General features: G+C 67.1%; 39 protein-coding genes. 11 read left to right on the top strand and 28 right to left on the bottom strand.

Translation table 11 applies throughout. The features are described from left to right. Positions 1-107: 107 nt before the first annotated feature. From ACLJRM_RS01855 to ACLJRM_RS01905, 11 genes are read right to left on the bottom strand one after another with little or no spacing between them, the layout of a single operon-like run. Positions 108-908: an HK97 family phage prohead protease gene (locus tag ACLJRM_RS01855; protein ID WP_410662021.1), complete on the bottom strand. Its 801-nt coding sequence runs from the start codon at positions 906-908 to the stop codon at positions 108-110. After that, the gene (locus ACLJRM_RS01860; RefSeq protein WP_410662022.1) at positions 908-2,170 is read right to left on the bottom strand and encodes a phage portal protein; all 1,263 of its coding nucleotides are present in this window, start codon (positions 2,168-2,170) and stop codon (positions 908-910) included. The genes ACLJRM_RS01855 and ACLJRM_RS01860 overlap by 1 nt, the downstream gene beginning before the upstream one ends. Then, on the bottom strand, positions 2,170-2,460 hold the full coding sequence (locus tag ACLJRM_RS01865; RefSeq protein ID WP_410662023.1) for a hypothetical protein: 291 nt from the start codon (positions 2,458-2,460) through the stop codon (positions 2,170-2,172). Before ACLJRM_RS01865 ends, ACLJRM_RS01860 begins: the two co-directional genes overlap by 1 nt. A 12-nt stretch (positions 2,461-2,472) precedes the next feature. Then, positions 2,473-4,155, bottom strand: a complete 1,683-nt coding sequence (locus ACLJRM_RS01870) for a terminase large subunit (RefSeq protein WP_410662024.1) — start codon at positions 4,153-4,155, stop codon at positions 2,473-2,475. A 22-nt stretch (positions 4,156-4,177) separates the two neighbouring features. After that, positions 4,178-4,645 (bottom strand): phage terminase small subunit P27 family, encoded by a 468-nt coding sequence (locus tag ACLJRM_RS01875; RefSeq protein ID WP_410662025.1) that lies wholly within the window; start codon positions 4,643-4,645, stop codon positions 4,178-4,180. A 4-nt stretch (positions 4,646-4,649) separates the two neighbouring features. Further along, positions 4,650-5,216: a GTP cyclohydrolase I gene (gene folE, locus ACLJRM_RS01880; RefSeq protein ID WP_410662026.1), complete on the bottom strand. Its 567-nt coding sequence runs from the start codon at positions 5,214-5,216 to the stop codon at positions 4,650-4,652. Then, a complete protein-coding gene (locus ACLJRM_RS01885; protein ID WP_410662027.1) occupies positions 5,213-5,941 on the bottom strand; it encodes a 7-carboxy-7-deazaguanine synthase QueE in 729 nt (242 codons plus the stop codon). The genes folE and ACLJRM_RS01885 overlap by 4 nt, the downstream gene beginning before the upstream one ends. After that, complete coding sequence (locus ACLJRM_RS01890) at positions 5,938-6,381, bottom strand: 6-pyruvoyl trahydropterin synthase family protein (protein WP_410662028.1); 444 nt, start codon at positions 6,379-6,381, stop codon at positions 5,938-5,940. The genes ACLJRM_RS01885 and ACLJRM_RS01890 overlap by 4 nt, the downstream gene beginning before the upstream one ends. Further along, the gene (locus tag ACLJRM_RS01895) at positions 6,382-6,729 is read right to left on the bottom strand and encodes a hypothetical protein (RefSeq protein WP_410662029.1); all 348 of its coding nucleotides are present in this window, start codon (positions 6,727-6,729) and stop codon (positions 6,382-6,384) included. After that, the gene (locus ACLJRM_RS01900; protein WP_410662030.1) at positions 6,726-7,619 is read right to left on the bottom strand and encodes a hypothetical protein; all 894 of its coding nucleotides are present in this window, start codon (positions 7,617-7,619) and stop codon (positions 6,726-6,728) included. Before ACLJRM_RS01900 ends, ACLJRM_RS01895 begins: the two co-directional genes overlap by 4 nt. Beyond that, the gene (locus ACLJRM_RS01905; RefSeq protein ID WP_410662031.1) at positions 7,616-8,449 is read right to left on the bottom strand and encodes a hypothetical protein; all 834 of its coding nucleotides are present in this window, start codon (positions 8,447-8,449) and stop codon (positions 7,616-7,618) included. Before ACLJRM_RS01905 ends, ACLJRM_RS01900 begins: the two co-directional genes overlap by 4 nt. 177 nt (positions 8,450-8,626) lie before the next feature. Between ACLJRM_RS01905 and ACLJRM_RS01910 the strand changes: the two genes are divergently transcribed. The 3 genes from ACLJRM_RS01910 to ACLJRM_RS01920 all read left to right on the top strand — a co-directional run bounded on the left by ACLJRM_RS01910 (position 8,627) and on the right by ACLJRM_RS01920 (position 9,753). Next, positions 8,627-9,076: a hypothetical protein gene (locus tag ACLJRM_RS01910; protein ID WP_410662032.1), complete on the top strand. Its 450-nt coding sequence runs from the start codon at positions 8,627-8,629 to the stop codon at positions 9,074-9,076. 180 nt (positions 9,077-9,256) lie between these two features. Then, positions 9,257-9,499 carry a hypothetical protein gene (locus ACLJRM_RS01915; RefSeq protein WP_410662033.1) on the top strand — a complete coding sequence of 81 codons (243 nt, stop codon included), beginning with the start codon at positions 9,257-9,259 and terminating at the stop codon, positions 9,497-9,499. Beyond that, positions 9,496-9,753, top strand: coding sequence for a hypothetical protein (locus tag ACLJRM_RS01920; protein WP_410662034.1), 258 nt, complete (start codon positions 9,496-9,498; stop codon positions 9,751-9,753). Before ACLJRM_RS01915 ends, ACLJRM_RS01920 begins: the two co-directional genes overlap by 4 nt. 73 nt (positions 9,754-9,826) lie before the next feature. On the opposite strand, the gene ACLJRM_RS01925 is transcribed toward ACLJRM_RS01920, so the two are convergent. Then, positions 9,827-10,708, bottom strand: a complete 882-nt coding sequence (locus ACLJRM_RS01925) for a hypothetical protein (protein WP_410662035.1) — start codon at positions 10,706-10,708, stop codon at positions 9,827-9,829. 62 nt (positions 10,709-10,770) lie between these two features. Here ACLJRM_RS01925 and ACLJRM_RS01930 point away from each other — a divergent pair, with 62 nt between their 5' ends. From ACLJRM_RS01930 to ACLJRM_RS01955, 6 genes are all read left to right on the top strand, one after another. Further along, positions 10,771-11,361, top strand: a complete 591-nt coding sequence (locus tag ACLJRM_RS01930) for a hypothetical protein (protein WP_410662036.1) — start codon at positions 10,771-10,773, stop codon at positions 11,359-11,361. A 560-nt stretch (positions 11,362-11,921) separates the two neighbouring features. Then, positions 11,922-12,686: a DddA-like double-stranded DNA deaminase toxin gene (locus tag ACLJRM_RS01935; protein WP_410662037.1), complete on the top strand. Its 765-nt coding sequence runs from the start codon at positions 11,922-11,924 to the stop codon at positions 12,684-12,686. Then, positions 12,674-13,090: an Imm1 family immunity protein gene (locus ACLJRM_RS01940; RefSeq protein ID WP_410662038.1), complete on the top strand. Its 417-nt coding sequence runs from the start codon at positions 12,674-12,676 to the stop codon at positions 13,088-13,090. Before ACLJRM_RS01935 ends, ACLJRM_RS01940 begins: the two co-directional genes overlap by 13 nt. A gap of 85 nt (positions 13,091-13,175) precedes the next feature. After that, complete coding sequence (locus tag ACLJRM_RS01945) at positions 13,176-13,439, top strand: PadR family transcriptional regulator (RefSeq protein ID WP_410662430.1); 264 nt, start codon at positions 13,176-13,178, stop codon at positions 13,437-13,439. Further along, the gene (locus ACLJRM_RS01950; RefSeq protein WP_410662039.1) at positions 13,439-13,918 is read left to right on the top strand and encodes a hypothetical protein; all 480 of its coding nucleotides are present in this window, start codon (positions 13,439-13,441) and stop codon (positions 13,916-13,918) included. Before ACLJRM_RS01945 ends, ACLJRM_RS01950 begins: the two co-directional genes overlap by 1 nt. Further along, on the top strand, positions 13,918-14,430 hold the full coding sequence (locus ACLJRM_RS01955) for a hypothetical protein (protein ID WP_410662040.1): 513 nt from the start codon (positions 13,918-13,920) through the stop codon (positions 14,428-14,430). Before ACLJRM_RS01950 ends, ACLJRM_RS01955 begins: the two co-directional genes overlap by 1 nt. Before the next feature lie 345 nt (positions 14,431-14,775). Here the strand turns inward: ACLJRM_RS01955 and ACLJRM_RS01960 are convergent, their stop codons facing one another. Then, positions 14,776-15,495, bottom strand: a complete 720-nt coding sequence (locus ACLJRM_RS01960) for a GP88 family protein (protein WP_410662041.1) — start codon at positions 15,493-15,495, stop codon at positions 14,776-14,778. Positions 15,496-15,643: 148 nt separating this feature from the next. On the opposite strand from ACLJRM_RS01960, the gene ACLJRM_RS01965 reads away from it, so the two are divergent. Next, positions 15,644-16,201, top strand: coding sequence for a hypothetical protein (locus ACLJRM_RS01965; RefSeq protein ID WP_410662042.1), 558 nt, complete (start codon positions 15,644-15,646; stop codon positions 16,199-16,201). Positions 16,202-16,273: 72 nt separating this feature from the next. Here the strand turns inward: ACLJRM_RS01965 and ACLJRM_RS01970 are convergent, their stop codons facing one another. Together ACLJRM_RS01970 and ACLJRM_RS01975 are read right to left on the bottom strand one after the other, a co-directional pair. Next, on the bottom strand, positions 16,274-16,663 hold the full coding sequence (locus tag ACLJRM_RS01970) for a MerR family transcriptional regulator (RefSeq protein WP_410662043.1): 390 nt from the start codon (positions 16,661-16,663) through the stop codon (positions 16,274-16,276). Then, on the bottom strand, positions 16,660-17,388 hold the full coding sequence (locus ACLJRM_RS01975; protein ID WP_410662044.1) for a hypothetical protein: 729 nt from the start codon (positions 17,386-17,388) through the stop codon (positions 16,660-16,662). Before ACLJRM_RS01975 ends, ACLJRM_RS01970 begins: the two co-directional genes overlap by 4 nt. 106 nt (positions 17,389-17,494) lie before the next feature. On the opposite strand from ACLJRM_RS01975, the gene ACLJRM_RS01980 reads away from it, so the two are divergent. Then, a complete protein-coding gene (locus ACLJRM_RS01980) occupies positions 17,495-17,659 on the top strand; it encodes a hypothetical protein (RefSeq protein WP_410662045.1) in 165 nt (54 codons plus the stop codon). A 4-nt stretch (positions 17,660-17,663) separates the two neighbouring features. Here ACLJRM_RS01980 and ACLJRM_RS01985 read toward each other — a convergent pair whose 3' ends face one another. From ACLJRM_RS01985 to ACLJRM_RS02045, 13 genes are all read right to left on the bottom strand, one after another. Beyond that, positions 17,664-17,906: a hypothetical protein gene (locus ACLJRM_RS01985; protein ID WP_410662046.1), complete on the bottom strand. Its 243-nt coding sequence runs from the start codon at positions 17,904-17,906 to the stop codon at positions 17,664-17,666. Next, a complete protein-coding gene (locus ACLJRM_RS01990) occupies positions 17,903-18,439 on the bottom strand; it encodes a hypothetical protein (RefSeq protein WP_410662047.1) in 537 nt (178 codons plus the stop codon). The genes ACLJRM_RS01985 and ACLJRM_RS01990 overlap by 4 nt, the downstream gene beginning before the upstream one ends. Next, positions 18,436-18,828 carry a hypothetical protein gene (locus ACLJRM_RS01995; RefSeq protein ID WP_410662048.1) on the bottom strand — a complete coding sequence of 131 codons (393 nt, stop codon included), beginning with the start codon at positions 18,826-18,828 and terminating at the stop codon, positions 18,436-18,438. Before ACLJRM_RS01995 ends, ACLJRM_RS01990 begins: the two co-directional genes overlap by 4 nt. Then, a complete protein-coding gene (locus tag ACLJRM_RS02000) occupies positions 18,825-19,790 on the bottom strand; it encodes a hypothetical protein (RefSeq protein WP_410662049.1) in 966 nt (321 codons plus the stop codon). Before ACLJRM_RS02000 ends, ACLJRM_RS01995 begins: the two co-directional genes overlap by 4 nt. A 3-nt stretch (positions 19,791-19,793) precedes the next feature. Further along, the gene (locus tag ACLJRM_RS02005; RefSeq protein ID WP_410662050.1) at positions 19,794-20,840 is read right to left on the bottom strand and encodes a hypothetical protein; all 1,047 of its coding nucleotides are present in this window, start codon (positions 20,838-20,840) and stop codon (positions 19,794-19,796) included. Further along, positions 20,837-21,616, bottom strand: a complete 780-nt coding sequence (locus tag ACLJRM_RS02010) for a hypothetical protein (protein ID WP_410662051.1) — start codon at positions 21,614-21,616, stop codon at positions 20,837-20,839. Before ACLJRM_RS02010 ends, ACLJRM_RS02005 begins: the two co-directional genes overlap by 4 nt. Then, positions 21,613-21,822 (bottom strand): hypothetical protein, encoded by a 210-nt coding sequence (locus tag ACLJRM_RS02015; protein ID WP_410662052.1) that lies wholly within the window; start codon positions 21,820-21,822, stop codon positions 21,613-21,615. Before ACLJRM_RS02015 ends, ACLJRM_RS02010 begins: the two co-directional genes overlap by 4 nt. Further along, positions 21,819-22,190, bottom strand: coding sequence for a hypothetical protein (locus ACLJRM_RS02020; protein ID WP_410662053.1), 372 nt, complete (start codon positions 22,188-22,190; stop codon positions 21,819-21,821). The genes ACLJRM_RS02015 and ACLJRM_RS02020 overlap by 4 nt, the downstream gene beginning before the upstream one ends. A 37-nt stretch (positions 22,191-22,227) precedes the next feature. Continuing rightward, complete coding sequence (locus ACLJRM_RS02025; RefSeq protein ID WP_410662054.1) at positions 22,228-22,614, bottom strand: hypothetical protein; 387 nt, start codon at positions 22,612-22,614, stop codon at positions 22,228-22,230. Further along, positions 22,601-22,792: a hypothetical protein gene (locus ACLJRM_RS02030; protein WP_410662055.1), complete on the bottom strand. Its 192-nt coding sequence runs from the start codon at positions 22,790-22,792 to the stop codon at positions 22,601-22,603. The genes ACLJRM_RS02025 and ACLJRM_RS02030 overlap by 14 nt, the downstream gene beginning before the upstream one ends. Continuing rightward, positions 22,789-23,028 (bottom strand): hypothetical protein, encoded by a 240-nt coding sequence (locus ACLJRM_RS02035; RefSeq protein WP_410662056.1) that lies wholly within the window; start codon positions 23,026-23,028, stop codon positions 22,789-22,791. Before ACLJRM_RS02035 ends, ACLJRM_RS02030 begins: the two co-directional genes overlap by 4 nt. Positions 23,029-23,247: 219 nt before the next feature. Continuing rightward, on the bottom strand, positions 23,248-23,460 hold the full coding sequence (locus ACLJRM_RS02040) for a hypothetical protein (RefSeq protein ID WP_410662057.1): 213 nt from the start codon (positions 23,458-23,460) through the stop codon (positions 23,248-23,250). A 17-nt stretch (positions 23,461-23,477) separates the two neighbouring features. Further along, the gene (locus tag ACLJRM_RS02045) at positions 23,478-23,681 is read right to left on the bottom strand and encodes a hypothetical protein (protein WP_410662058.1); all 204 of its coding nucleotides are present in this window, start codon (positions 23,679-23,681) and stop codon (positions 23,478-23,480) included.

The raw sequence follows: 23,681 nt of genomic DNA on the forward strand, positions 1-23,681 counted from the left end.
GGTTCCCGTGCCGAGCTGGCGCTCACCGTCGAGACGACGGGAGCGCGGGCGGGGTCGGGCGTGGCCGTGGTACGTCAGGCTTTTCGGATGGGTGGGGCGGTGAGCGGCTACGACTCGGCGTCCAGCAGAGCCAGCGAGGCCCGCAAGCGGACCGAGCTGGCCTCCGTGGACGGTGCCGCGTCGGCTGGTGCCGGCGGATCGGGCCGGGAGACCTCAATGGAGGTCGCGGTCTTGTCGTCCTCGTCCTCGTCGTCGCTGTCCAAGCTGGACAGCACTGATTCGAGGGCGGCGGCCCCGTCGGCGATCTTCGCCAGGGCCGCACGGAGGTCGGTCGTGTTCTTCTTCGACAGTGCCAGATCCGCCTTCGCGGGTAGGGCGTCGGGCTGGGCCGGGGCGGGCGGGGTCTTCACGGTCAGCAGCTCGGTGTCCTGGTTCGCGCCGATCAGGGTGGGGCCGACCTCGTAGAGCTTGAGTTTGCGTAGTTCGTAGTAGCTTTCGTCGCCGTCCTCGTCGCTGGTCTTGTCGATCCAGCCGCCCTCTTGAATGTCGTAGGCGAACGAGAACTGCCGGACCCGGCGGCCTTTCAGCAGGCGGTAGATCTTGCCCGCCTTCGGCTCGTCGAGGTCGATACGGGCGCGGACCCACAGGCCCTCTTCCCGTTCCTCGGCGTCCTCGACGTAGCCGATGTGGTAGTCCGGGTCGTGGGACATGTGCGACCACAGGACGGGGATCGGGTCCCCGGAGGCTTTCCACTCGGCGAGGGTGTCGGCGAACGCTCCGGGCACGATCTTGTCCCCGACGCTGTCCACGTTGTAGGCGGCCACAATGGCCTCGAAAACGCCGTCTTCGGTGCCGTCTTGTTCTCCGGCCGCCTTGATCCGGACCGGGCAGGTCTTCGTCTTCTTCATTACGCGGCGCCCTCCTGGAGTCTCGTGGCAGCGGCGAGCACGGCTTTGGGTTCGGGTGCGCTGTCGGTCGGCGAGGATTGGCCGCCGGTCAGCACGTTCAGCGGGGTGACCAGCTCGTCGCCGCCCTCGACCTGAGGGAGGTTCACGCGGGCGCGAGCCTCGTTGCGGGTCATCCACGGCGCTCCGACGCTGGTCTGGAGCTGGGCTGCCTGTTCCTCGAACGAGCCACGTAACTTCTCGGCGAGGTTGAATTCGAGGTAGAGGTCTTGGGATTCCGGGAAATCCGGGAGAAGTTGCAGGCCGAATTCTTCGGTGATCATGGTCAGCCACGGTCCGAGCGTGTCCTGATACAGGTTCCGGTGCTGTTCCTGGATGTTGCTGTAGGTCGCGTGGTCCAGGATTCCGACCATAGGTAGCGGGATGTGGTACGCGCTGGCTACCTCTTCCCGCGTGAGTTTGCGGGCTTCGATGTACTGCGCGGCTTCCGGTGTCACCGACGCGGACACCCATTCCATGCCGTCCTCAAGGATCGGTGTGCCGCCCGCCCTCGCCCCGCCGCCGGTGTACTGCTCCTGCCACGACCGGCGAAACCGCTCGCGGGCGTTCTCGCCCCAGTCCGGCGCGTCCAGCGGCCTTCTGAGGTAGCCAGCGAGCCGGGCGCCGTTGCGCCAGAGCTGTTCGCGGTACCGGGCGGCCTCGAACTCCTCGCTCAGGATCCGCCGCAGGGTCTCCATCGGCGAGCAGCCCCAGCGAATGTCGACCGGGTTGTATCCCCGGAAGTGAACGACCTGGGAGGCGGGAATGTCGCGGTGTCCCGTGGTTCCCCGGTACCGGTAGGTCTCGACCGCGAATTGGCTGCTGGAGATCGGGGTGACGAACCGCGGATCCAGCCGGACGAGCCCGACGCCGTCCACTTTGGCCAGAATCGCGTTGTCGTAGATCGCGAGGTCCGACACTAGGGCCTCGATCAGCCGGTACCGAGTGGTGAACGAGTTCGGGCGGGACAGCAAGGTCGCGATCGGATGGTCGGTCACCCGCGTGCGGTCCACCTCGGACTGCCGGCGGAACACGTGCAGGCCGAGTTGGGAGATGTTGCGCGCCAGGAACGAGACGACGGTCCGCACTTGCGGCTGCGTCTTCCAGATCGTGGCGTAGTCCTGCGCGAGACCGTCGGCGAGGGACACAGCGCCACCGACGGGGATCGTCGCGGTCTGGTACTGGTGGACCGATTCGAGAATCCCTTGGGACACCACGAAAGCCATCAGGACCCCGCGATCTGGACCCAGTTGATCCGGTCGCGTTCGATCACCACGTCACCGTCCATCCGGACGGGCTCCCGGCCAGGCTGGACGAGCGAGGCGGACCGCAGGACGACGAGCCGCCGGTGAGTGAGCCACAGGACACCCGTGACGGCCTGGTCGTCCACCAAGTTCACCACGACCCGGCGACGAGACAGTGTGCAACGGGTCCGGATTTCCTCGACGCCATACCAGATCACGACCGCCACGAGGACAGCGACGATTGAGGAGAGGACCACCACCAGCAGCGGCATTGACCCGACCCCCTACACGATTTCGAGGTCGCCGTCGTCGTAGGCGCTGCGGCGGGGCGGGGTGTAATGGACGGCGCGGTCGAGGGCCATGATCGCTGCAACAACGCCGTCGATCTTGTCGCCGGAGTTTCGCTTGCTGGGCTTGACGTTTCCGGCCGCGTCCATCTCGACGGCGAGGTTGTCGACTTGCCAGCGGAGCGCGGGGTTCCCGCCGTGCCGGAGCCGGGGCACGTCGGCGGTTCCTTCGAGGGCGAGGCGCTGGAATTCCTTGGTGGGGCTGGACATAGTGGCGAAGCCCTGGCGCATCTTCGCCATGGGCACGCCGTCGCCGAGGAGGTCGGTCACCAGCTGGGAGGCGTTCCAGGGGTCGTAGGCGATCTCGCGGACGAGGAACGTTTCGCGGTCGGCGTTGATCTGGGCGCGGATGTAGTCGTAGTCGGCGACGTCGCCGGGGGTCACGGTGAGCAGGCCACGTTGAGCCCATGCGGACGCCTGTCCCGCTGTGCGGCGGTCCAGGGCTTCCAGGGCTCGTTCTGGGCACCACAGGCGCCAGATCAGGTCGTGGCCGCCGGTGCCGTCGGGGAAGCACCAGCACAGGGCGCACAGGTCGCTGGTGGAGGCGAGGTCGAGCCCGCCGTAGCAGCTGCCCCCGGCGAGGCGCTGTTCGTCCACGATGGAGGCGTTGCGGTCCCAGACGTCGAGGTCGAGGTAGCGGGTCTGCTGGCGGGTGCGGATTCCCAGGTGCAGGCGCAGGAACTTCGCGAGGTCGACCGGGGAGTTGCGGGCCTCTTTAGCGGCATTCTCCAGGTAGGACTTCGACGGCGAGATGCCGTATCCGGGGTTGGCCTTCTTCCAGGTGGACTCGGCGAACGGGTCGTCGTCCACATCGGCCGCCCACACGACCCCGTACATCGACGGGTCGCGCAGGGCTCCGCGTGCGATCTGCTCGACGTAGTGCCGGCGGCGGGCGTAGATGGTGGTCGTCCGGCCGTCGTCGGCGGTGGTGATGGTGAAGACGAGCGGCTGTGTCCGGGAGCCGGTTCCGGTCTCGACGGCTTCCACGAGGTCCGCGGTCTTGTGGACGTGAAGCTCGTCGATGATCGCGCCGTGCACGTTCGCGCCGTGGAGCAGATCGGCCATCTTGGACACGACGGCGAAGTAGGAGCCGGTGGGCTGGTGAATGATCCGGCTCTGCAACGCCTTCACATACGGCGAGAGCGCCGGGGACTTCTGGGCGAGCTGGCGGACCGGGTCGAAGCAGAACCGGGCCTGGTCCCTGCCGGACGCGACGGCGTAGACCTGTGCGCCCTGCTCGTGGTCGGCGCAGGTGAGGTAGGTGGCGAAGCCGCCGGAGAGCGTGGTCTTGCCGTTCTTGCGGGGGACGTCGACGTACACGCGGCGGGTGACGCGAACCCAGTCGCCGTCGGAGTCGCGGTACACCCAGCCGAACACGGGGGCCAGGACGTAGGCGACCTGCCACGGGTCGGGGCGGAGCGGCTGTCCGGCCCACTTCCCTTGCGTGTGGCGCAGCCGGGAGAAGACGTCGAGCACCCGGTCCACACGGGCCGGATCGAACCGGGCGCCGCGCCGGACACTGCCCTCCGGGGTCTTGATGGTGGGCGGGCAGTCCGGGAGCGGGATACCTCGCGAGTGCAGGTACCAGCCGACCTCTGGGGAGATCCGGAGGCGGTCCAACGTGGCTCGGCTTGGTGCGCGCTTAGCCCGCGCCCGCGAACGGGTTGCCTGCGTCGCCACTGCCGGCCCCGTCCTTCTGCTCGATCCGGGTCCGCGCGGACGGGGTGAGCCCGAACTCCTGCGCGAAAGCCCTGATCACGTGCGCAGAATCCCGCTGGATGATCAGCGCGGGGTTACGCACGAAGCCGCCGTGGAGTCCTTTCTGCAGGACGCCGCTTTTGGCCACGAGCGCCGAGGCGCGGCGGTGCGCGACCACGGCTTCGCAGTAGACGAGCAGGGTGTCCCGGTCGCAGGGGTGGGCGATGCCCATCGCGTCCAGCTCGGACACCGTGTAGTCCCAGATCTCCCGGACCGCGTCGGCCACATCGTCCGGACACTCCGGACGCCCCGAGCGCGGGATGGGCTCGTGGTGGTTGTACCGCTCGGTGTGCTTGTCGCCTTCGATGATGCGCAGGGCGGTCGGCTTGGGCGGTACTCCGCGTCGGCCCACGTGATCAGCCTCCCCGGTGCATCTCCCAGAGCTGGTCGCGCAGCTCGGCGTCCGTGGCGAAGCGGCCGGTCAGGCTGGTGGTCACCATCGACGCGCCCTGCTTGCGGATGCCGCGTTGTGTCATGCATCCGTGCTCGGCGCGAACCAAGCACGCAGAGCCCTCGGTCTTGAGGTGCGCGTCGAGGGCATCGGTGATTTGCCAGGTCAGCTGTTCCTGGACCTGGAGCCGGTGGGCGAACGCGTCGAGCAGGCGCGGGAGTTTCGAGAGCCCGACGACCGGCGCGCCCGCGACCGGCAGGTACGCGATCGTCGCGGTGCCGGTGAAGGGCATCAGGTGGTGGGCGCAGACCGAGGTGAACGAGACTCCGGTGACGGCGATCAGGCCGTCGGCCCGGTCGACGGGGAACGTCCGTGCCAGCAGCTCGGCCGGGTCGTGCCCGTAGCCGGAAGTGAGTTCGTTCCAGGCGCGCGCGACCCGCGCGGGGGTGTCGGCCAGGTTCGGGTCATCGGGATCAAGCCCGCGGTCGCTCAGCCACGAGCGGATACCGGAGATCAGGGCGTCGGTGCTCATCGTCGTCTTTCCTTCCCCCACAGCAGGGCGTGCAGCCGGGTACCGACGTTGAAGCCGTGATCGATCGCGGGTTCGGCCACAGCCTTGCCGTGGAACACGACCTGATCGATCTCGGTGCCCTCCGGCGAGATCCACACCGACGTGGGCGGGATGCCGTAGCTGTGGGCCAGCTCGGCAGCTTCGTCCACATCGGCCGCCGTCGTGCACACGAACTTGAAGACCGCGCGTCCCGACGCGACCAGGGCGGCGAGCGCTTCCGGGCGGATCCGCTTCTCCATAGGGTCACCGGAGTGCGTCAGCTTCGGGGAGCAGTTGAACCGTGCGCCGGAGGCGAGAGTGTCGGCGGTGGGCGCGATCGTGCCGTTGGTCTCGACCTCGATATCGGCCCCGGCGTCCGTGAGCGTGTCGAGCAGGACTGTCCATCCGGGCTGGTGCTGGTGCATCAGCGGCTCACCACCGGAGATGATGACCAGGCCGGGACTGCCGGCGAGAGCCCGCGCGGCGATCGCGTCGACGGGCAGGCGCCGCAGCTCGGCGCGCAAGTCGTAGCGGGAGCTGTCCCAGGTGTAGGCGGTGTCGCACCACGAGCAGGAGAGGTTGCAGCCCCCGAGCCGGACGAAGCTCGCGCGGCGACCGGTGGTCGGGCCTTCTCCCTGGATGGTGGGGCCGAACACCTCGGAGACCACGAGTGTGTCCGTTGTGGCCGGTGCCTCGGTGTACGTCATGACGCTGCCCTCCATCCGGCCCGGTTCACGTGGGTTTCGCGGACGTCGACGGCGGTCACGCGGGTCCCGGCAGCGTGCGGGACGTCGGCCAGCAGGGCCACGGTGATCTCGGCGAGGTGGTGGGCGACGGCTTCGACGGTCGGCCAGCCGGGCATCACGTAGACTTTGCAGCCCTCTGTCCGGAGTGGCTGGACGAGCGGGTCGTCCGGCCCGAGGAGGACGCCGTGGTCGAAGTGCTGATCGATCCAGCCGCGCACGGCCTTCTTGAACTGGCCGAACTCGACCACCATCCCGGCCTCGTCCAGGGCGGGCGCGGAGACCGTGATCTCGGCCCACCACGAATGCCCGTGCAGCGAGACACATTTGCCGGGCAGGTGCGGGAGCCGGTGAGCGGTCTCGAAGTTGTGGTCGATCGTCACGGTGGCGGTGCCGCTGTCCATTCAGTCCACCGCCGTCAGGGCCGCGCCGGACTCGCCGTCCTCGGACACCTCGATCCGCACGGGGCTCAGCTGATAGCCGTCTTCCAGGACGTTCCATAGGTCCTGGGCGAGGTCTTCACAGCTCGCGGAACCACACTCACGGGCACCCGCCCCCCACCACGCCCGGATGACGTCTTGCAGGTCGTGGAACTCGAGGTACCGGTCGTTGTGCTCGACGGCGACGTGCGCGGTGATGTGGAACAGGTGCCGGTGCCGGTCGGCCAGATAGGACCGGAGCCCGGTAGCGGCGGGCCAGCGGTGGAAACCGGGGGCGGTCACGGTGGTCCACACGGTCACGGTCTCGGTCACGACGGCATCAGCTCGCCTTCACTGGGGTTGCGTTCGGGGTGCGCCGGGGCGCCGAGTTCGGTGTGCAAGGCGTCGAGTGCCTGCCAGACCTGGTTGGTGTGGTCCATGACGTCGGCGTGCATCTGGCACGCCTCGTCCCGGTTTCCGCCCGGCCCGTAGAGGAAGCGGTGGCCCATCTCGCCGAGGCGCCGGAGCGCGGCGGACTCGGTGCGCACCGACGGGTACCGGAGGCTGTTCAGCCAGGACGACGAGTCGCAGGAGTCCGGCGGGCACGGCAGGCACCATTCGCAGGCGGACAGCCCGAGCACGTGAACCCACAGGTCCGGGTACTGGCGACGTCGTTCCCACATCGTGTGCAGCAGCCGGATACGCGTCGGGTGGTTGGCCTGGACGATGTTGCCGAAGCACAGGCGGTCGTAACCGCGGGCGAGGTCATCGAAGTAGTCCCACCCGTCATTGAGCGGGTGGTAGACCGGGATGGGGTTCAACCCGAGGCCGTGGAGTCGTTGGCGGGTGCGGATCTTGTTGGCCCGGCCGCCCTGGTCCAGCTCGATGTAGCCCCAGAGCCGGTCTTCGTACCGTGTGGCCAGTTCGACGTACCGGTCGAAAAGCCGGTCGAATCCGGTGATCTCGTTTGGCGGTAGCGACAGTGCCTCGTCCATCGTGCAGCCGGTGGCGCGCTTGTGCTCGTTGGTGAGGTTGAAGATCCCGCTGTCGAGCAGGATCACGTGTCCCTCGTCCAGCAGCCGGACCATGCGCTGTTCCTGGGAACGGTGATAGAGGTCGTTGACCGCGAGCAGCAGATGACGCGGGTACGCCGAGGAATCCCCGGCGGCAAAGTAGATCGGCGCGGCACTGCGGTCGAACGTTCCGCCGGCAGTACGGATCACGCCGCACGCCCCGAAGCCACAGTGGACACCAGCACCGGTTCCTCCCCAGAGATCCGCTTCCACTTCGTCAGCAGCCACCCCGCCAGGTACGGCAACGGCTGCACCATCACCACGCGGTGCGCGTCGGCCTTGTCCGTGAACGGCGCCAGCATCGTCGGATAGGGCCAGAACAGGTCGCCTTCGCCGAGAAGCGGTGTCCACAGTGGCCAGCTCTTGTGGACGTCGGCGACGACGAGGACGTGGCGGCCGACGTTCCAGACCTGCCCTTTCTCGGTGTCGTAGTCGGGCTCGCCCACGGTCACTCCGGCCAGTCGGAGCGCGTCTCCCTTGTCCAAGGGTGCTTCTCCCGCGCCGTCTCCGTCGTCGTCGGGGTCTGCGGTCAGCGCGTCTTCCAGCGCTGCGAGGTCGTCGGCCTCGTAGCCGGTGAGGTCCAGCATTTGCGCTTCGCCGAGATCGTGCAGCATCTCCGCGAGCAGGTGGTCATCCCAGCCGCCTTTGACGGTCAGCTGGTTCGACGCGATCAGGTACGCCTCGGCGTCATCGTCCGAACGCGACGCCCATCCCCGGATGACCGGCATCAGCCAGCGGCCGTCCTCATCAACCCGCACGCCTTCCGGAGCGTCGCGTCCTTCCTCGGCCCACTCGCGCAGCTGGAGATACCGGCCGTGCCCGGCGACCAGACGGCCGGTGCGCTCGTCGATGAGCGGCAGCTCGGCGAGTCCAAAGTGGCCGATGCTGCGGGCGATACCTACGGTGTCGTGCTGCTTGGCGTTGCGGGCAGCCGGAACGACGTCATCGACCGCCACGTATTCCACGTAACGCTCGCTCACCGGTCGCCACCCCCGCTCCAGCACTGAATGCCGATCATCGGACTCCTGACTGTGAACGCTCGAATGGATCAATGATTTCTCGGCGACGTCGCTTGTCTTGCTCGCGCGCAACAGTCGAATGTTGTTAGCAGCGGGGGGCACACAGGCCCACCACCTACACCACCAGGGAGAAACACCATGGCTACCAACACCAACACCACCAAGGCCACCACCAGCAAGACCGCCCTCAAGGCGGCCCCCAAGCCCACCGCGCCCGCCCCCAAGGCGGCCACCACCCCGGCCCCGGCCACCCCTGCGACCGAGGCGGCCAAGGTGACCACCAACGGGAACGGCGACCTGTACAGCAAGCTGGCCTTGGGTGCCACTAAGGCCGAGGCGATGCCGTTGCCCACCAAGGGGAACCGCAAGCCCAACCCGCTGGCCGACTTGGTCCAGCAGAGCTACGACGAGAAGACCCCGTTCGCGCTGCCCCCCATGGAGAACGACCAGAAGCTCGTGGACTCGGTGAAGGCCGCCGTGCGCCGTGCGGCCGGTAGCCGTGACCTCGGCGTGAACGTCACCCAGCAGGTGCAGGGAGACGGGCAGGTCATCGTCTTTCTTCAGGGCAAGGAAAAGACCGTCCGCTAAGTAGCTGGTCAAGGATCCCCCACGGGCACACCGTGGGGGATTCCCTTTGCGTGCAAGTAGATCGCACCGTCGGTGGCGTGGCCTACGGAACACGATTGGAACCGAAGATCGCTGGTCTGATCGCGCCCGGAGAGCTGATCCTGATATCAGCAACGAAGACCCGGACAGGAGATCAGGGCCATGAACATTCAGTGGGAGCAGGAAATCCCCGCCGAGGACGGCACCGAAGCGTGGACCATTTCGACCGACTACGACGACCACGCCGAGGAATTCTGGGCCGAGATCGTCGGCAGCGGCCCGTACACGTGGGAGGTCGGCGAGTGCTTCCCCGGCGGGCGCGTGCTGGAGACCGGCGAGGCGACCACCCTGGAGCAGGCACAGCAGCAGGCCGAGCAGGCGTTCTCGCGGGCGGTGAACCAGTGACGAGCCGGGACCTCGAATTCGGGTGGTGGAAGGACATCGATTCCGACGAGGGCACCGACGTGTGGTTCCTCATGGCGGAAAGCGACTACCTCGCCGAGAACTACTGGGCAAAGGTCGTCGACGGTGGTGCCTACACGTGGGAGGTCGGCATGGGCTTCCCCGAGGGCAAGGTCTTGGCGAACGGTGAGTCCGACACGCTAGAGCAGGCCCAGCAGCAAGCCGAGCGGGCATGGACCCGAGTGGTGAACCAGTAGCCTCCACACACGTCACCCCCACGGCACGCCGTGGGGGTTTCCTTTTGCCCGAAGCGAAGAATGATCTGCTGGCCTATCTGAGGCCCATGTCCTCAACCCAGAACGCCCGCTTGTTCGCCGCGTTGACGTCGCCCGCCGCACCGGCGGCAAGGATCGTCAGCACGGTGCCGCCCGACGCCGCACCCGATTGGGCGGTGCATCCGAGCTGATAGGTGCCGTCTGCGGGCACGGTGAAGATCGTCTCCACGACGATCCCCGGACTGGTGTACACCTGGTTCACGATGCCTTGCGACCGGATCGCCGGGTCGTTGATCGAGACCGTCGCCCCGACGGCGCTGAGCCGGATGTTCGCGGTGCCGTTCGGCGGGTTGACCGCTCCGGTGGCGTTCGTGTTGAACGACCACGTCGCCTTGTAGTAGCGGGTCGTGCGCATCCCCGGAATCGTCAGCGTCTCGAACAGTCCGTCCACCTGGGACGAATTCTGGTCCTGCACGTTCCGCTTGATCAGGCCGAGGATCCCTTTGCCTGCCTCCGGTGCCCAACCGCCAGGGGTGCCCCACTGGAGAACCTGCTGTGTGTCCTGGAGAAGCACACGCAACCCGGCGTGCGGATCGGCTGGCAGCGACGCCGCGTTCGGCACCGGCAGCACCGCGTCCCGCAACGTTGGTGCGCAGGCCCACAGAGTCGATGCTGGCCACGCTCGTGCTGTCGATCCTTCGCGGCCGCGCACCACGGTCACAGTGTTGGAGCCACCCGCGTGCGCGGTTGCCCACACGATCTCGAAGACCTTGTTCGCCGGATCCTGAAGCGTGATCGGCAGATACGTCGTCGTACTCAGGCCCGATTGCAGGGCAGCGAAATCGGTCGACGTCAGCGAGGTGTCGGAGATCGCCGCCGCGTTGGTCAGCTGGCCGAACGCATAGTTCGTCGGAACCCGGAGCTCGTACACGATCACCCCTCGAAGTCTTTGCGCCAGAAGGGAAGCGATCGCCGGAAGAGCACGCGCTCGGAACCTGATTGGAATCCGCGGTCGCTGGTCTGAACCCGCCGCACGAGCTGATCCTTAAATCAGCAACAACGGCCCGGACAGCCACAGCAGCAAAGGAACCGAACATGAACAGCAGCAACGGAAACCCCGCCGCCTACGACGAGGACGAGGTCGTAGAGGCCGTGAACGGTCCCATCTGGGAACTCGACTTGCCCGACTGGAACGGCGCCAACGTGTGGATCATGTCGACCGACTACACCGATCAGATCAGCGAGTACCACGCGATGGTCACCGGTGAAGGTCCCTTCGCGTGGCGAGTCAGCGAAGCCACCGGCGAGGATGCCGACCTCGCATTTGGCGAGTGCTCGACGCTGGAGGAAGCCCAGCAAGACGCCGAAGCAGTTTGCAGGTACCTGATCGAAGCCGCGCACGCAATCCCGGACGCTTCCTGCACAGGTGCCATCGACGGCGACGTGTGGGAAGTCTCCCGGTTCGGACGGCTGCTCCTGATCACCGAGACCGGCGAGGACAGCGAGATCCAGGTCTGGGAAAGCGGTGAAGCCGCACGCACCCAGTTCGGCACGATCCTCGCGGGCTACCTCTCGCGGTTCACCCTGTAGCACGACGTAACCGAACGCGAAGCCCTCACGGCATAGTCGTGAGGGCTTCGACGTGCACGGCGGCCACCTCGACTCTTTCGAGGCGCTCTTGAGTCCAGGTTGGCCGCGACGTACGTTATCGAACATGGGTTCGAAACGACGTGGACGATGGACGCCACGACCAGCCATGGACGGCGAGGCGAAATGGGACTCCAACCTGCGGAGATGGAGCACACCTGCCGCCTGCCGTGAGGGGCATCCACTCGACCTCAGCATGAGGACTAGTCAGATTGACTGGTTGGAGTACCGGTGCCGTCGTTGCGCCGAGGATGGAGTGGCCGACCCTTTCCTCCGGCTGTCGAAGCCGCTCGGCGGCTTGACGAGCACCCCATAGCGGACGTGCGCGCCCGCTCACCGAGTTCGGGAAAGGTGGGGCGCCACGTGCGGCACCACCGGCGCGGTCTGGGGGCCGCCACCCTCTGGTGATCCCGACCCCCTTACCCCTTCATGACCTGCGGGAACACTCCCGCAAGTCGATCTCCGAGGTAGCCTCTCGTCGGACGACGCTCTGGGGAGGGCACGTGGGACCGCTGCAAGAGATCGCCGCTGGCGTGCGAACAGCACTCGCCAAGATGAAGGCGGCCACGGCGGCGCTCAAGCTCGCTGGTCAGGAGCTTGAAGCCGCAGGTGCGAAGTGGGCGGAGGTCGCGACCGGCACCTCGGATCCCGAGGTGCAGCGCCTGCCGGGTCTGGCCGAAGAGGTGAAGGGCTCGTCGGAGACGATCTCCGGCCTGATTGGCCAGTCCTCGGACCTGCTCGACGGGTATCTCCTCAGCTTGGGAGTGCCGGCGGAGTCCACTTCGACTGGAGCTTCTGGACAGACCCATCCTTCTGGTCCGGCCACTTCGTCCAGTGATCGAGACAGGGACGAAGAGGACGAAGACACCCTGATCGAGCGGTTACGGCGTGAGCTGCCGCCGGGACCGACGCCCGGCATTCGCGGGGTGAAGACTCAGGGCCAATGGTTTGCACCTGGCAAGAAGGCCGAGTCCATCACCAGCGGACTGGATGACCGCACGGACCGGGTGGACGAGATCCTGAAGGAGTCAGGGTGCACCATGAGACCGGTGACGGCGGCCGCGGACGTTGAGCTGAAGCTCGCTGCCGAGATGCGGGACAGCGGTATCACAGAGGCGTCGGTGGTCTTAAATAATGAGCCGTGCACGGGTAAGACGAGCTGTGACGGCCTGCTGGGGATCATCTTGCCGAAGGGCAGCACGCTAACGGTTTACGGGACCAACGGGTTTAAGAAGACTTACGAGGGAGGCAAGACGTGGCAGTGGTGAAAGCCTGGTACGACCCAGGCCAGCGGGAGCCGTTCGATCTGGCTGACGCGGCCCAGGTGGATGCTCTGCTGGACCGGATGCTGGTCGAGGCGACGGCGGCGCCGGTGGGCGTGATCGCCGAGCTTGCCTGGGAGGGCGAGGATCACAGGTCGATCCTCCAGTTCGGGGTACGCACGGATCAGGTCGGGTTCGTTGGCTACATGGGCCGGGGCGAGACGAGCGTCATCAGCACGTCGGGCGCGACGTCGCCGGAGCCGGTGGCCTATGACTACCAGTCGCATGAACGCGCGGTGCCGAGCAACGCGGAGATCTCGTGGTCCGTCGTGCGTAAGGCAGTCCATGACTACGTCGCTTCCGGAGGCGCACGGCCCTCTGCGGTGACATGGCGGGTCGTGGAGGGCTGACCGAAGTGGCGAACTTCCGCACGACCTATGTAGAGTACGGCCTATGCGAGTTACCAACGCGCTAGTCCAGGTCGCGGCAGCCATCATGGCCGACCGCGAGAGTCGACTGTGGGGCTATGGGCTCAGTCGTACGTCTGGGGTCCGTTCAGGGGTGCTGTATCCGATTCTTCGTCGCATGCTGGAAGAAGGATGGCTCACTGACGGCTGGGAGTCGCAGGACGAGGCCGTCGGACGCCCGCCGCGCCGGTACTACCTGGTGACAGACAAAGGTATCGCGGAATTAGGTGCGGTTCTAAGGCGAGCACAGGCTGACATTCGCTTTCGCGGCTTGGATCTGGGGTTCGCCTGATGGATGAATACCTAAACTCTGCCACTGCCCTGAGTTTGCTGCTGCCAGCTTTGCTAGTCTACGGTTTCGCCCCCGGTTTCGTCCTTCGCCTGACCATACTGCTGTACCCCAAAGGGCATGCGCGGCGAGACGAGTTGATTGGTGAGCTATATGCAATTCCGCGTCTTCAACGCCCAATGTGGGTGATGGAGCAGATTGAAACAGCACTCTTCGAGGGCACAGGTCAACGCTTTAGGCGATGGCGAATTGCGCAAAGGATCAGGCGAGGTGAAAAATTTCATCACCTTCGAGATCTGGAAATGCGCAGCCCTATGCTGGACACGGTGGATTACAGTCAAGAGCTGATCATATCGTATCTCTACGATCTTGCCGACATGAATGAACTATCCGGCCACTTTAAAGTATCCAAGAGGAAGGTTGTACGCGAACTGGCGCAAGTCTTCGATGACCTAGAATCTAAGATGCAAAGGCGGATTTGATGATCCAGGTCGCCTGGGCGATCTTCGCGGCACTTATCTTACTGGTCACTCTCGCCACTGTTGCGCCAGCTTTAATTCTTCGACTGCTACTAATTGCCTATCCTCGCGGCCACGAGCAACGAGACGAGTTAATTGCAGAGTTGAGTGCAGTTCGTTTTTGGGATCGTCCAACCTGGGTTCTGGAGCAGTTTGAGACCGCGCTTTCGGAGGGAATTTCCGAGCGTAGGCTGGCCGCTCGTCGCAGGCGTGCCGACAAGAACGCACCCAAGCTCATGCAGGATGAACCCTCATTCGAAGAAGAGTCTTGGCCAATCAGGCCGTCTGACACGGAGTCTCTGATCGGAGATCTAGCTGTCGAAGTGGAAAAGATCAACATAAGGGAACTATTAAAAGCAGACAAAGCAACTAGATTTATTCATCCGGATGGCGTAACGCCTCCGTTTGACTTTATGGGCCCTGTCGACGAAGGCATTCATGTCAAGTATCTACCTGGCGATTCCAGCCACCTGTAGAAGTGAGCCCGGTGTGCCGGTCGTGACACGGCTTGCAGAGCGGCCGTAGCCGGTACCAGGCGTCGGGGTCAGCCACCCCGCGGGCGACGAGGGAGCGTCGGGTTTCGGGGTGGTGGTCGGCCACTGTGGCCGGTTGCCGGCACTGCGCGCAGAGTCGGTGTTCGCAGAGGTAGGCGGCGCGGTTTTTCTGCCAGTCTCTGCCGTAGCCGCGTTCGGCGGCGGTGCCTCGGGCTTGGTCGGTGTCGCGGCGTTGTTCGCGTCGGCAGGTCGGGCAGGGTCCGGCGGGGACGGTGCGTCGGCAGGTCGGGCAGACGCGGCCTGGCTGGCTCGGCATGTCTTCGCCGGTCAGGTGTCTGGTCCGGGCCGTGGTCGGCGGTGCGCCCGGTCGGCGTCGGTGTCGGCCTGCCAGTCGCTCCAGCGGCGTCCGTTCTGGAGGCGGGTGAAGCGCGGGATGTGGTTCGCGGGGATACCGACGGGCGCGGGCCCGAGGACGGCGAGCAGGTCGGATTCGGCTTGGGAGTGCCATCCGGCGTCCTGAATGGCCTGTTCGTCGGGGAAGACGTCGGCGACCCTGTCTCGCTCGGGGTCGAGGTCGCCGTCTTGGGTGCCGCCGTAGGAGTAGACCCAGCGGAAGTTCGGAGGCGGGTCGGGCTCGACGTGCTCGCGAAAGAGGGCGAGTTCCTTTGTGTAGCAGTAGAAACCGGTCTCAGGCGTGGATCGCGCGATGTCGAGCCAGGCCAAAAGGTAGGCCGCGCTGTGGAAATCACCGCTGTCGTGGACGCGGACCCAGGCGCCGGTGAACTTGGGGTGGTCGAGTTCGTCGAGCATGGCGGCTTTCCAGCCGTTGAGGTCGTCGAGGGTGTGCCGGAGGTTCGCTTCGTGCCGCGCTAGGACTGCCGGGATGCGGTAGGTGCCGTTTCGGGCGTAGCAGGTTTTGGCGCAGATGCCGGCGCTGGGGCAGGCGTTGTAGGTGCGGCCGTCTTCGAAGCGTCCGGCCCAGGCGGGCAGGCTCCAGTTCCAGATGCCGTGCTGTTTGAGCCGGTTGTTCTGCCGGAGCAGGGGCATGACACCCCCGCGCGTGCTCGGCGTTGGCCGCTGGCGCGGAAGGGTGGCTTGGTCTCGCTGGGCTACTCATCCCGTAACACGAACGTCGGCATCGTGGATATCAACCAAGCGGCAACTTGCCACCTCGAATGCGCGACAGGAGCGGAAGATGCAGACAGTACTGATCAGTGCACTGACTGCTGCAATGGTGACGCTGCTTATTGAGTACGTCGCGAAACCGCGACTTGAGACGCGTAAGGACCGCATTGTGGAGGCGGCGCGAGTGCGGCGCGATGTGCGAGCGAGAATGTTGGCACTCAGCTACAAGATTTCCTTGTTTCAGATCTATATCGAAGACGACCGCGCCCTTGAGATTGAGGTAGTCAAGGCTGCGAGAGCCGAAGCTCAGGGGCTCGCTGACGACACGATGAAGCTCGAAAGGGCACTTGGTGGACGCTGGATGGTTGTCGTTCAACCGCTTGTTTCCGTGCAGTACCGACTAGGAGCCTTGCTTGAAATTCTCGATCGCGCATCGAAAGACGGGGCAGCCGGTTCACGCGACGTCATTGACGAACTAATAAAGCAAGCAATGACGGCCAAAATTAAGCTCCTGCGAGCCTATGCCCTCTTTATCGTTCCGCGCTGGCGGGTAACTACCTGGAAGCGTGCAGCTTCGAAGGCGGAGTCCGAAGCTGACTCTCTGCCTGAGGACCCAGTCCAAGTCTAAATCGTGGCGCGGGCACACTGGTGCTTGCTGTGCAGAGTAGTACAGTCGCGCGCCGCCGCGCCACTGGGGCGGTCATGAATCCTTTGTCATATCAGGTTTTACGGCTGCTTGGGCGCGTCGGCGTCGTCGTCCGGCGTGGTAGTCGAGGACGTCGGCGACGCGGTAGCGGAGACCGTCCGGGGTGTCCTGTGTGGCCAGTCCTCGGCGGCGCCATTGCCGGATGGTGCTGGGCTGCACGTCGCACATCTCGGCGACCTCCTCGGCGCTGAGAAGGTCGTCGGGGCCGAACGTGAGCGGCTTCGGCACGACCCAGGTCTGTCCCAGGTCGCGGCATTGGGCGTCGAGGTCGACGCAGGTGTCCGGCGCGGCGATCATGAGCGCTTCCCGGTAGGTGCGGGCGATGCGGCGTGCACGGTCGAGGGGGTTGTCTCCGCGCCAGGGCCACGGGTCTCGCCGGTTCACGCGATGGCCTGGTGCTCGTCGGCGAGCAGGGTGCATTGCCGCTGGTATTCGTCCCAGGTGTAGGTGTTCCGACAGACGCCGCAGGTGATGGTGGCGGACCCGTCGGGGCGTTGGAGGGCGACACGGTCGCAGCGGGGGCACGGGGCGGCGAGGCGGTTGATGAGCCGCCGTTGGCCGGTGACGGATTCGACGCGGTGGTGGAGGCCGAGCAAGACGTCCGCGCTGTCGAGGCCGTCCCGGTCGAGCGTGGTCCACTCGCCGTCGATCCAGCCTGTGTGGACGACGCCGCGCAGGGCGAGCAGGACACTGACGGAGTTCTCCAGCAGGTGGGCGGCTCGCTCGAGTACAGGGCCGGGACGGCTGTCGCGGGCGGCCTGGGTGTCCCACCGGACGCCGAGGACTTCGGCGGTGGACTCGGCCCAGCACTGCGCTTCGTGCACCAGCTCGGCCTGGAGGGCGGCGATGGTCAGCGACAAGGGCACGGGCAGGTCGCGGGTTCCGCTGACGAGCTGACGGAGCCCATCGCGGGTTCCGCCGAGGACGGCTTCGAGGTCGAGGTAGTCCTGCGGCATGTCCACGATGGCCTGGCGCAGGTGGCGGGTGCAGGCGTCGCAGAGTCCTTCGGCCGCGTTGATCGGCGCGCCGCGCTTGATGGCCGGGTGGTCGGGATCGGGTTCGCGGTGGGCGCATCGTGCCCCGCGGTAGCAGCGGTGGAAGTCGAGCATGGTGGGTCTCCTGGGTCATCGGCCTTTGTGGCCGGTCACGGTGTCGGCGACGGCGTAACAGCAGGTCTGGGCGGTGCGACGTCAGAGGGTGAGGAGGTCGCGCGGCATGGACAGGATTCGGGAGCGGCGGGAACGACGGCGTCGCCTGGAGGGGATGTTGCTGGCGTGGAGCGCGGACGTTCGGTCCGTGCCACTGCCGGCGTTCGACGCGGCCCGAGTGGACGAAGTCGTCCGCTGGCTGCGGGCTGCCGACCGTCCGAAGGCCGGGTAGGTCGTCACGGACCTTCCTCGCGGTCGCAGGCGGCGAGCAGCGTGAGGGCGAGGTCGCGGGCGTCACAGGTGTTGAGGGCGATCATCGTGGATTCGCAGCCGACGCCGATGCGCGGGGGAACCCCGCCACGGCGCGGGAGCCACAGGACGTCGAGCGGACCGGCGACGTTCCAGGCAGCGGAACCGGCGCCTTGGAAGTCGGTTTCGGTGGGCTCGGGCAGTTCGTCGCTGGAGACGATCACGGTCACGGGTGGAAGCCTTCCTCGGTGGGGCGCGCGGAGCCGTGTCCGGCGGCGTGCAGCAGAGGGACCAGGTCGGCGAGCATCGTCCGGACGGGAACGTTCAGGTGTGGCTCGGGAACGGTGAGCACGTCAGGGTTCCTGGCGGCTTCGGCGAGGGCCAGGAGGTCGCCCGCGGTCATCCAGGTCCACCATCGGCCGGGGTCGGCCGCGCCGTTGCGGCGCTGGATGACGACGGCGAGGTCGGCGCCGCTGGCGACAGCCTGGTTCGCTGTGGCGGCGAGGACGCGCAGGACACGGGTGTCGGTGAAGTCTTCGACGGAGGTCTTGACCTGCCAGCAGATTCCGGGGGTCCCGTCGATATCGCCTCGGTCGCGGGAGTGGTGCTCGCCGGATTTCCATCCGGTGCGGACGGTCCGCTGCGCGTCGGGCCAGCCGTTTTCGCGGAGGTAGCGGGCGACGGCTTGTTCGGCGTCTTTGCCCTTGCGGTTGGCGGCACGGCCGATCTCCCTGCGGCTGTGGCGGTCCAGAGGAGTCTTCATGCTGGTCCCCATTCCTGGTCTGCGGCGAGGTCGGCGCGGTGCTCGGCCTGCTGAAGTTCGGCCCAGGCGCGGTTGTCTGCGTCGGTGTCCTGTGTGGCCAGTCCGATGGCGAAGCCGGGGATACCGAGCCCGAAGTCCGGGTCGGCGGAGGCTGGGCGCAGCGGGGCGCGGAGTTCGGTTTCGTCGATCGACACGCAGGGCCGGTCCGGGAGGAGTCCGGCGGGTGCGCCGATCCAGCGGAACTGTTCGCCGCACTGGCCACAGTGGACGAGCACTTCGGCGGTGTAGGCGAGGGCGGGGCCGTCGTCGGTGGCGGTGAGCCGGTGGACGTTGACGTCGGCGACGAATTCGTCGTGCGGGCAGGGACGGTCGAGGTCGAGGGTGGTCATGATGGCTCCTGGTTGGTGGCCCAGCCCATGGTCTGGTTGAGCAGTTGCCGTCCGCGCTGGGCGCGGTCTTCGGCGTCGGGGTCGTGGTTGCACAGGGCGGTGCCCCGGTAGCCGTGGTCGTCGCACATCGGGCAGTCCGCGATGGCGCGGCGTTTGTCGGCGGTGGTGGCGCGCAGCTCGGCGCGGCGGGTCTCGACTCGGTGTTCGTGGTCGGCTTGCTCGGCCTGGTGGCGTGCGCGGGCGCAGGCGCCGCAGCGGGGCGGGTCGTCGTCGTGCTCGTGCTCGACGCACCGGGCGTCGCGCGGCGACGACGGCGGCGGTGTGCGGATGCGATTCAGTGAGGGCTCACGGCCTCGCGCGTGTTGGACGGAGTCGACAGACACACCCCCTCCGAAGGAGGGTGTGTCTGTCTCCGTTCCCTTCTCCGTTTCCTTTCCTGACGTGAGTGCTCCGTGAGGACGACGTGACGGCTCACTGAATCGGCCATTGTGGCCGTGACCTGGAGAATCGCCGGAATCGATTCCCGGAGTGGTTCGTGAGGGCTCAGTGAGCGCTCCAGGAGGGTTCTGGTCCCGCCAGCACCGCGCGCAGTGCCGGTTTTCTCCCGGTTCGGGCACCCGGATCGAGCCTGGCGGCGGGGCCGGGAAGAGGGTCTTGCCGGGCCGGTTCACGCTCTGGTGGAAGTGCCAGGACGTCACCGCGAGCAGGCGCTGATCGTCGCGGCGGTAGCGCACGATCCGCTTGTGCTTGGCCAGCTCGGCGAGGTCGTCTTCGACGTCCTGAAAGGACAGCTCGTCCAGCGGCCACACGGCGGCCTTGATCAGACGGGTGTTGTCCTTCCCGCGCCCGTGGTCGTCGCAGTAAGTCCATAGCCCGATCCAGGTCAGCCGTGCCCGGAACGACAGCGGCGTCACGTCGTCGCTGCTGAAGAATCCGGGTTTGATGCTGCGGATGCGCGCCATGGCTCACGCGTCCAGTTCGGCGAGGACCGCTTCGAGGGTCCGTGCGGGGTCTTCGCTGTCGAGGACGTGGGCGAGGATGTCGATCGCCTGGGACGCCTCGTTTTTCGTCATCTCGCTGGAGGAGCCGAGCTTCCGCCGGACGAGGATGCTGACGGTCGTGAGCTTGTCGGCCCGGTCGGTCACCTGGAGGTCGCCGAGCTGGGCGTGGAGCTTGTCCAGCTGGGTCCGCGAGACCGTCTCGGCGTCGTCGTCCTCGTCGGTCTCGTCCTCGTCGTCGCCGGGGAGCGGCGGTGGAGTTGCCGGCGGATCGGGCGGCGTCTCCTCGGCGTCCCCGCGGGCGTTCTCGGACGCGGTGGACGGGCGCGGTGGTTCCTCGGCGGGGGCAGCCTTTTTCGGCCCTGTACGGCGCCGTGCGGTGCGTTTCGCGGGCGGGGTTGCCTCGGGCGTGGCGGGGCCGGGCGGGCCGGTCTGAGGGGCGCTGGTGGTGTCCGGGTAGTCCCCGTCTTCCAGTTCCTCGACGGTGAGGGCGATCCCACCCACGACGTCGGCGAACTTGCGCCTGCACAGCCGGGTGGTCGCGCGCGCGTACAGCTTGTCCTCGGGGTAGCCGCCGAGGTCGATTTTCGCCCGGCGGGCCTGGTCTGCGGTGAAGGTGACGCGGGTCCAGACTTCTTCGTTGCTGCGGCGGCCTTCCAGGATGACGCGGGTGTCGTTGACCTCGACGTCGCGGAGGTGGTGCCCGGCGGCCAGGACCATGCCGCGCATGATTTCCGCGCTCTTGCCGGGTTTTCCCTTGACGATGTGGATGTGCTGGAGGCTGGTGAGCGGGCCGAGTCCCATCTCGCGGCCGGTGAGGATGGCGGCGGTGACGGCGGCCGGGTTCCCGCGATAGGAGTCGGGAACGAATGGGGTGTCGGCGATCTGAGCTGCCAGCCTGGCCACATCGCGCACGACCAGCACCCATTGATCGATCTCGGTCGGGGCGTGGAAGTCGGGCCGGGTGGCCACCTCGGAGCCGGTGGGGTCGTGTCGTTGAAGTTCTCCGCTCACGCGGTCACCTCCAGCGCGGGCGGGAGCAGAGCCTCGCCCACGTAGTCGCGGGACCGGTCGCACGCTCGGGAAACCTCGCGGATGTAGCGGAATTCCCTCAGTTGCTCCGGTCCGGCCTGCATCGGGTAGAGGTCGAATCCGTCCGCGCGGACGTGGATGACGGCGCACCCGTCGACCTCGATCATGGGCTGTTCCTCGCCCTGGTCGTCTACGTAGGCGTCGGCGAACCGGTAGGCCGCGAGCTGCCAGGCGGTTTCGCCGAACACACCGGACCGTGAGGTCTTGATGTCGCACAGCAGGCGCTGCCCGAGCGTCGGGAAATCCGCGATCAGGTCGCCGGTTCCTGCCCAGCCGTAGGAATGGGAGACCACGACGAACTCGGTCAGGACGGGTTCGACGCGGTAGCGGTCCAGGAAGTCCACATAGGCTTCGACATGCCCGGCCAGCTGCTCGGGGACCTCGACCTCGTGGCCGGACACCAGCTGCTCGGCGAGACCGTGGACCTCGGTCCCGCGCTTCGCGGCGGCGTCCCGGTCGGCGAACCGCGCGCGGGACAGCTCTTTCAGCCGTGCGGTCGGCGGGAGTTCGGCGAGCCGGTCCCAATGGTCGATCGCGTAGTCCGCGGTCGTGTTCGCGGCCCAGCCGATCAGCGCGGGCTTGGGGACACCACCGGACAGGATCGTCGTGACGCCAGGGACTTTCGCGCCGTTGGCGTCTACGTAGCTGTGTCCCTTGCCGTGGTTGCGCCGCCGGATCGGCGGGGTGAAGTCGTTCACGCGGCGGCCCCGTGCCTCCCGGTCCGCCGCGCGCGGGCGCGGACGATGCCGGGAGCGCAGAAGATCCGGTCGCCGTGGTTGACGTAGCGGCCGGGCGAGAACCACAAGACCGGGAATCCGCACCACTCGCAGGTGATGGAGGACGGCGTCCGGTACGCCCGGCCCTCGTGGACGGTGCGGGCCTGTCGAGGTGGCGGGGTGCTCATCGCTGGGTGTCCGGGTCGTCCTGAGACGCCGAGCCGCCGCCGGCATCCGGGGTGGAGGGCCGTAGCGCGTCGATGGCCTCTTCCAGTTCGAGCGGGAGTTCGACCTTGCCGGTTCGGCGCTCGTGCTGACGTCGCAGCAGCCGGTGCAGGGTCGCGGCGTCCGCCGTGGTCCCGGTGAACGCCTCGGCCGCCAGGATCTCGGCCGTGGGCACGACGTCGCCGGTCCGGGCGTTGGTGCGGATCTCCTTGGTCCGGACAAGCAGGACGGCGACGTGCACGTCATCGGGGCGGTCGGTCAGCGCCGGGGCGATCGACGCCATCCCGTTGCGGTCATCGGCGGGGAACGCGGGCGAAAGTTTCACGGACACGGCAGTTCCTCCTTCGTCGGGAGTGCGGGCACGCGGGTCACGCTGAGAGGGCGTTCCGGAGCTGTTTGAGACGCCGCTCGGCGCTCTGGGCGCGGGCCTTCCACTCATCGCGGTCGGCCGTGATCGCGTCCAGCTGGTCCAGGCGCTTGAGCAGGTCCGTCAACGGCAGGTTGAGCGCGCCCGCCTTGTCCTGTGTGGCTCCGGCTCGGCGCGGGCCGTTGTGCTTGCCCAGGTGCGGGCGGATGCTGCGCGGGTTCGCGCTGGTGTAGTCGCAGTGGGCGCAGCCGTAGACAACCGAGCCGTTGGCGAGGGTGAGGACGCGGGTCTGCGGCTGGTAGATCGGGTTCCCGGACCGGTCCGGGAACGGGGCGGTGCTCGGCTGGTCGTCCACCACGGCCACGCCGTCGACGTCAGTGGCGGTCACTGGTGTTGTCCTTTGTGGCCGGTGCGCGGTCGGGCGCGCGATCGAGGTAGATGGTGTAGGCGAGGACGAGGTCGAACACGACGAGCAGCCATCCCCAGCTGTCGTCGGCGCGGGTGAGGTCCAGGACCAGGAGCCGGAACACGAGCAGGTAGGCCAGGATGCGGAGGCTGAGGGTCATGCGGACGGCCTTTGCTGGTCATCGGGGTTGCGGGTGCGGCGGCGGGGGAACTTGAGGCGTTCACGGCGTCGTTTCGCCGGGTACTGCTGCCACAGCTCGGGGCGTTCCTGGCGCAGCCGGGGAAGGTCGAGGCCGTTGCGGATCTCGACGTCGCGGACGACGACCGGCTCTCCGTCGATGGTCCCGACGTCGTTGTTGCCGAGCAGGGCGAGGAGTTCGGCTTCGAGCTTGTCCACCTCGGCTCGCGCGAGGCCGGCAGTGGTCCGCGCCTGCTTCCAGCGGCGAACGAGGTCAGCGGAGGCGTCGAGCGGTATCTGTCGCTTCGGGCCGGTTCCGCGCGGGGAAGCCCGCGGGCGATCTGAATCCTGTGGTGATGGCGAGGTTTCGTGTGGCTTCACTGTTCAACTCCGGTACGCGCGGCACGGTGAATACGGGGCCGGTGGGGACCGGGAGTCCTACGTGGACGCGTCGGCAGACGGATCGGCGTCGTCGGGCTCGTGCCCGGACTCGGCTGCCGGGGCGGCCGTGGTGTTCGGCGGCCAGCCGGTGCACACGTCGGTGAGCACGTCCGCGTCGTACTCGGCGAGCAGCTTGGTGAAGATCGGGGTGTCGCGATCGTCCTGGGAAAGGATCTCGGCGAGGTCGAGGTCTTCGGCGAGGTCGGACATGGACTGTCCTTTCTGGATCAGGTGAGCAGAGTGATCAGGACTGTCGCGAGCACCAGGACCAGCGAGGTCACGGCGGCCACGAACGCGGCGAGATGGCGCTGGGCGGGATCGGAGTCGCGGTAGGCGTCGAGGTAGCGGGCGGCCTTCTCACCCGTCGCCGCGAGAGCAGTGCTGGTCGTGTTCGCGGCTCGCCACAGCAGCCACAGGGGTACCTCGATCAC

Source organism: Amycolatopsis sp. lyj-84 (genome assembly GCF_046549075.1).
Taxonomy (GTDB): Bacteria; Actinomycetota; Actinomycetes; order Mycobacteriales; family Pseudonocardiaceae; genus Amycolatopsis.